Raw genomic sequence first — 3,638 nt, forward strand, 5'->3', positions numbered from 1 at the left:
AACCCACCTGAGTGTCGATTTCGCCTTGCAGGTCCAGCACCGCTGCAGCCACCGCATCTGCAATGACTTTGTACAGGCCCGTGGCCAGCACCGGTGGATCCACATTAAGGTTGGCTGGCCCACCGACCGCCAGTTTCAAGGCAGAAACATCGACGCCCGTAGCGGCGCCCAAAGAATCCAGTGATTCCAGCTGCCCAGAGAGCACCGCCAGTTGATCGTTCAAGGCCTTGATGGTCCGCAGGTCGCCCAGCGTGAGGGCGCCTGTCAAGTCTGTGCGCAAGGCGTTGATGGCATCGGCGATGAAGAAATAATCGCTCAGGCTCATCTGCGATTCGGTCAGGAAGCTCGGGACCTTGTCCACTACGTTGGCCGCACCAGCCAGCAGCAGGATCGAGGTACTGAGGACCGGGTTAACGTCGCTGATGGCCGTCCGAAGGCTTTCGATCGTGGCCTCGGTGCTGCCAGTTTCGTCCACACCCGAAGCTGCCGCCAGTAACTTGCCGTAGGCATTGGCGGTTTGGTCCGGAGCCCCGGTGTTGGTGACCACAGCCACCGGGGCCTCTCCCGTCACCAGGTCTTCCACCAGACCCAGCGCGTTTTTGACCTTGTCGTTGGCCACAGCAATCTGCTCGGCTGTGACATTCAGAGGCAAGGCAGCACCAGGCTCAGCCAGTTCACGAACGGCAGCCTCGGTGAACACGTTCACGTTGACATTGATCACCTGACCGTTATTCACATAGGTCATGGCCCGCAAGTCGGCAGTGAGGTCTTTTTGCGCTCCAGTAGCTTCGTCCCAGTAGTCAGGCGCAGTGCCGTTTTCGTCCGTCACAACGACGAGTACCGCTCCGGTGTAGGGCTGCTGTAGCGCCAGCGTGAACGATCCGTCGTTCTGGATCTTTGCAACGCCAAGCACCACGCCGGCGGAGTTGTACACCGTGGCCACCAGCCCGGATCCATCTAGCACCGGCCCCATGACAAAGTTGCCCACGAGCACTGCAGGCTTGACCACCGCCACCGCCACCGCAGCTCCCGCAGCAGCGCCCCCGCCACCCGCCCCAGCAGCCAGACCCGCGCCTCCAGCGGCCAGCCAGCCCGCATTGCCATAGTCGGCCGGCGCCTTCCACACGACGGGCTCCCCGGCGGCGGTCACGGATGCGGTGGTTGTGTCAGCGGTCACTGCGCCGGCGTTAGAGGCCAATGCGTTGACAGGAATCTCGCCGGCCGGGAAAAATGCCACGTCGGCGACGCTGTAGAAGTCCAGCAGTGAGGCCACCTCGCCTTGCCCTTCAAGCTCCAACACCAGGTCCTTGCCCTTGCGTTTGGCCAGCAGGCCTTTGACCGGCTTGCCGGTGGCATCTTCCACCAAGGTCAACTTGGTGCCGGGCAGCAGTGTGAGTTTGCTCAACGAATCAAGGCTGTAGCTCTGCTGGCTTCCGTTCGCGGCTTTGATGATTGCTTTGACGTTGGCTTTGGGGGTCGAGGTCATTGGTGCTTCGCTTGAAAAAATTGATGGGGGCAGTGTGTTGTGTCATCGACGTTCGCTCGCGCAGGCGCTTAAAAAGCGCCACTCACGCGATTGAGCCTAGGGATGGTGTTCAAAACTCCGTGCCGTCCCCAATGGCGTGAAGGCTGGTGAAGCAGAACAATCAGGTCATGAAGAAACAAGCCGAACTGGGACTGAATCTGAGCACGAGGCGCACGCGCAAGGCCGTGTTCCTGGACGAGATGGAGCTGGTGGTGCCGTGGCGCGAACTCATCGCGTTGATCGCAGCGGCCTCGCCTGTAGCCAGCACGGGGCGTCCGCCCTTTGCGCACGAGACCATGCTGCGCATTCATTTTTTGCAACAGTGGTTCGGCCTGTCGGACCTGGCCATGGAAGAGGCTCTGTTCGAGACGCCGCTGTACCGCGACTTCGCGGGCCTCTCCAGCGCCCAGCGCATTCCGGATCGCGTGAGCATTCTGCGCTTTCGCCACCTGCTCGAAGAGCACCAGCTCAGCATTCAGATATTGGCTACTGTCAACAGCACGCTGGCCGCCAAGGGCCTGCTGCTCAAGAGCGGCACAGCTATCGACGCCACCTTGATTGCGGCACCCAGCTCGACCAAGAACGCCACTGGCGAGCGTGACCCGGAGATGCACCAAGTGAAGAAGGGCAACCAATGGCACTTCGGAATGAAAGCACACGTCGGCGTAGACGCCGACTCGGGTCTGGTTCATACAGTGGTGGGCACAGCGGCCAACGTCAATGACGTGACGAAGGCCAGCGCGCTGGTGCACGGTGAAGAAACCGATGTGTTCGCCGACGCGGGCTACCAGGGTGTGGCCAAGCGCGAAGAGACGCAGGGCATCAAGGCCAACTGGCACGTGGCCATGCGCCCGGGCAAGCGCAAAGCGTTGGACAAAAGTACGCCCATGGGCGCGATCATGGACAAGCTTGAGCATGTGAAGGCGCGCATCCGAGCCAAGGTGGAGCACCCGTTTCGTGTGATCAAGCGCCAGTTCGGGTTTGTGAAGGTGCGCTACCGAGGGCTGATGAAGAACACGGCGCAACTGCACACACTGTTCGCGCTCTCCAATCTCTGGATGGCGCGGCATCGGCTTTTGCAGAGGGCGCAGGGATGAGTGCGCCTGCAGCGCGCCCAAGGGCCTCGATGGAGTCTCAAAAGGCCGAAAAATCGACCTCAGTGGCATTGAAATCGATCAAAACGGGCGCGGCAGTTTCATGTCGCAAGATTCATGCGTTCACCGAGCTTCGCTGCGCCGGTTTTGAACACCATCCCTAGACACCACATCTACATTTTTAGCATTTTAACTGATAAAGAAGTCATCTATATCAAACAATTCTCTTTGTTAACAAACTGTGATTTTCATCACTTTTTGCTTGCAGCCAGCGCGCGTGGTGCTCCTTTTTCACAATGGAAAATTCGACGGCAGATCCGCAGCTTCATGCCCATCAAACCCACCAGCCTGTGTGTCCGCCACCAAGCGATGCTTTAAGGCCCGGCATCTACCTGCTCCGTGCCGCTCATGCCCGGGCGCCACCACGCTCTAGCGGGATCTGCGAGTAGCACGCGAACCTACAAATGAATGCCTGGCTGGGCCTTGAACTTCGCCACAGGAACGTTGCTCTCCACCACAAAGCTGATGTTTCGGTCGGGCTCGCTGAGCAGGCGCAACTCACCCGAGGCGTTAACGCTCGGGTAGCGCCCGTGACGCTGGGGCAGGTGCAATACCGCACAAAGCCCTTCAACGCGGGCCAGGCGGGACACACGTTCGCCTTGGCGCACCGGCATGCCGGAGAGGTCGCGCCGATCGCCCTCCACCACAACGGCGGCGAACGGCGAGTTGATCTGCGCCTGCTGCTGATCAAGTAGCATCTTGTCGAGCCGGGCCTGAGCCTGCGCAACGCGGGCCCGGGCGATCTCAACCTCGACCAATTCTTTCTGCGCTCGGGCCCAGTCTGCCTCGACCGCGTAGCAGCTCAGGGCAGCACAGATTCACTCACGCAACAGCAGGTCGCCCACGTCCGGGCGCCTAAGCACCCCGATGGCCAGGTCAAATTCCCCCACCCTTGGCCACCCCAAATTCCCCCAGGCAGGACGGTCGGATTATGACGACTCGGGTGTGATGGCGATGCG

At 60.6% G+C, this 3,638-nt stretch carries 4 protein-coding genes; 2 read left to right on the forward strand and 2 right to left on the reverse strand.

The window, feature by feature from the left end:
* Positions 1-1,366: hypothetical protein (locus tag ACN4F8_RS15050; RefSeq protein WP_419474309.1), on the reverse strand; the 1,366-nt coding region annotated here is incomplete at its 3' end.
* A gap of 287 nt (positions 1,367-1,653) precedes the next feature.
* Between ACN4F8_RS15050 and ACN4F8_RS15055 the strand changes: the two genes are divergently transcribed.
* Entirely contained in the window at positions 1,654-2,622 is a 969-nt protein-coding gene (locus ACN4F8_RS15055; protein WP_322316748.1) for an IS5 family transposase, read from the forward strand.
* Between the two features lie 114 nt (positions 2,623-2,736).
* The gene (locus tag ACN4F8_RS15060; protein WP_419474310.1) at positions 2,737-2,997 is read left to right on the forward strand and encodes a hypothetical protein; all 261 of its coding nucleotides are present in this window, start codon (positions 2,737-2,739) and stop codon (positions 2,995-2,997) included.
* Positions 2,998-3,077: 80 nt separating this feature from the next.
* Here the strand turns inward: ACN4F8_RS15060 and ACN4F8_RS15065 are convergent, their stop codons facing one another.
* Positions 3,078-3,437 (reverse strand): hypothetical protein, encoded by a 360-nt coding sequence (locus ACN4F8_RS15065; protein WP_419474311.1) that lies wholly within the window; start codon positions 3,435-3,437, stop codon positions 3,078-3,080.
* Positions 3,438-3,638: the final 201 nt, after the last annotated feature.

The sequence above is a fragment of the Hydrogenophaga sp. genome (assembly GCF_048549895.1).
In the GTDB taxonomy this organism is placed as follows: Bacteria; Pseudomonadota; Gammaproteobacteria; order Burkholderiales; family Burkholderiaceae_C; genus Hydrogenophaga.

Bases quoted from the DNA above. Each gene is read 5' to 3' on its own strand.
- ACN4F8_RS15055 (WP_322316748.1), top strand. From the start codon at position 1,654: ATGAAGAAACAAGCCGAACTGGGACTGAATCTGAGCACGAGGCGCACG.
- ACN4F8_RS15060 (WP_419474310.1), top strand. From the start codon at position 2,737: ATGCGTTCACCGAGCTTCGCTGCGCCGGTTTTGAACACCATCCCTAGA.